3 protein-coding genes are annotated in these 2,102 nt (G+C 57.8%); 2 read left to right on the top strand and 1 reads right to left on the bottom strand.

Annotated elements, in window-relative coordinates; all coding sequences use genetic code 11:
- The first annotated feature begins 29 nt into the window (after window positions 1–29).
- A complete protein-coding gene (locus RTY00_RS24065; protein WP_312666647.1) occupies window positions 30–632 on the top strand; it encodes a helix-turn-helix domain-containing protein in 603 nt (200 codons plus the stop codon).
- On the opposite strand, the gene RTY00_RS24060 is transcribed toward RTY00_RS24065, so the two are convergent.
- Window positions 629–1,375, bottom strand: coding sequence for an SDR family oxidoreductase (locus RTY00_RS24060; RefSeq protein WP_312666646.1), 747 nt, complete (start codon window positions 1,373–1,375; stop codon window positions 629–631). The two genes, RTY00_RS24065 and RTY00_RS24060, sit on opposite strands and share 4 nt — an antisense overlap.
- 99 nt (window positions 1,376–1,474) lie before the next feature.
- On the opposite strand from RTY00_RS24060, the gene RTY00_RS24055 reads away from it, so the two are divergent.
- Window positions 1,475–2,102, top strand: a 628-nt coding sequence (locus tag RTY00_RS24055; RefSeq protein WP_312666645.1) for a cupin domain-containing protein, incomplete at its 3' end; no start/stop codon positions are given.

The following is a 2,102-nucleotide window of genomic DNA, read 5'->3' as shown; positions in this document are numbered from 1 at the left end:
ATGACTAATTTATTCCATGATAGTGACCGATGAAGACGAAAGTCAATAAATTGACCGAAGCAGGTTCTGATATCGACTATGTCAGCGCCGCCGTTTCAGCCAGCGTCAAAAGCTTCCGCCAACAGCAAAAACTGTCGCTGGATGAGTTGTCACGCCGCGCGGGCGTCAGTAAAGGCATGTTAGTTGAGATTGAGAAAGGCAGCGCAAATCCCAGTATCGCCATTCTGTGCAAAGTGGCGGCTGCGCTGGGAATATCGGTGGCCGATATTGTGAATGTCACCGCAGATCCGCTCGCGCATCTGGTCGCTGAAGAGGACATTCCGGTGTTATGGCAAGGCGACAAAGGCGGCACGGCGCGTTTGCTAGCGGGCACGCAAGGCCCGGATATGATCGAGTTGTGGCGATGGGAGATGTTTCCCGGCGAAAAGTTTGCCTCGCCGGGCCATCCGCAGCGCACTTACGAACTGCTGCATGTCGAGCAGGGCGAACTCACGCTGAAGGTTGATGAACAACAGTTGCAGGTGCCGCGCGGCAGTTCAGCGGTGGCAAAAACCGCCGCACCGCACAGTTATGCGAACCTCGGCGAACTGCCGCTGATTTTCACCATGGCAGTCGCCGAAATTCACAGTTAACCCACCTCGTTCGCCAGCGCCACCGCATCTTCGCCAGCAGGAATGCGCATCGGAGCATGCGGATCGGTCGCTGCGCGCCACACCGCTTCGGCCACATCCAGCGCTTTGGTGGTTGGTTGCGGCTGCTGCATCGCGCTGAACACGCCATCTAGCAGTGGCTGATACGGCTCAAGCTGGGTGTTCTCCATGCGTGGCATGGCGTTCTTGCCGAAATCGGTGGTAGGCGCCAAACCCGGCAGCACCAGACGCACGTTGATGTTGAACGGCTGCAACTCCAACGCCAGCGATTCGGTAAAGGCGTTCACCGCCGCTTTGCTTCCGGTGTAAACCGCCAGCAGCGGCAGCGATTTCAGCGTAACCGTCGAGGTGACGTTGATCACCATTCCGCTTTGTTTCGCGCGGAACTGTGGCAGCACAGCCTGCGTCAGTGCGATGGTACCGAGCGTGTTAGTCTCAAACACCTCACGCACCGTCGACATTGGCGTGCCTTCCAGAGATGACAGCACGCCAATCCCGGCGTTATTCACCAGCACATCGATATCGCCCGCCGCAGCGATGGTGTTTTCGATGCTGGCGGCATCGCTGACGTCCAATGGCAGCAGACGCAGGTTTTCCGACGCCGGGAATAAGTCGGCACGGGGATTGCGCATGGTGGCGATCACTTTCCAGCCACGTTCCAGAAAATAGAGCGCGGTGGCATGACCAAAGCCGGAAGAACAGCCGGTGATTAGAATCGTTTTCATCTTTCACTCCTGCATTGCATTGGGGTAGACGATCACTATAGAGTCAACCAACTGGACTCACTACAACGCAACGTCCAGCTTTCATTCGCAGGAGTCCAAATGATCGATCCCTTAGCGGAAATGGTGTCGCTGTTGCAGCCGCAAGCGGCGTTTTCCAAACGCGCGCGTGCTAATGGCCGCTGGCGCGTGCAGCGCAGTGAAACCGGTCAGCCGTTTTATTGTCTGGTGCTGGAAGGTCGCAGCCAGTTGAAGATGAAAGGGCATGCGCCCATCACGCTGGAAGAGGGCGATTTTGTGTTGATTCCGGCGGCGTGGGAATTTTGCATGACCAGCGCCGAACCACCCGCCGACGATGCGCCCGAAACCACGCCACAGATGCTCGCGCCCGGCGAATTCTGGATTGGCGATCAACAGCAGCCCGCTGACGTACAAACACTGATTGGCTATTGCCAGTTTGGCGCGCCCGATGCCGGATTGATTGTCTCGCTGCTGCCGCAGTTTATTCACGTGCGCGGCGAATCGCGCCTGACCACGCTGGTGGAATTGGTGATGGATGAGTGTCGCGCGCAGCGTCCGGCGCGTCATGTGGTACTGGAACGTTTGCTGGAGCTACTATTAATTGAAGCGCTGCGATCGATGCCGATCTGCAACGCGTGTCCGGGCGTGATGAGCGGGTTAGCCGACGAACGACTGGCGGCGGCAATCCGCGCGATACATGCCAACCCTG

The sequence above is a fragment of the Pantoea sp. CTOTU49201 genome (assembly GCF_032054795.1).
Classification (GTDB): domain Bacteria; phylum Pseudomonadota; class Gammaproteobacteria; order Enterobacterales; family Enterobacteriaceae; genus Pantoea; species Pantoea symbiotica.
Note: the sequence above shows the minus strand (reverse complement) of the source record. Positions and strands in the feature narration are given on the sequence as shown.

Bases quoted from the DNA above. Each gene is read 5' to 3' on its own strand.
- RTY00_RS24060 (WP_312666646.1), bottom strand. From the start codon at position 1,375: ATGAAAACGATTCTAATCACCGGCTGTTCTTCCGGCTTTGGTCATGCC.
- RTY00_RS24065 (WP_312666647.1), top strand. From the start codon at position 30: ATGAAGACGAAAGTCAATAAATTGACCGAAGCAGGTTCTGATATCGAC.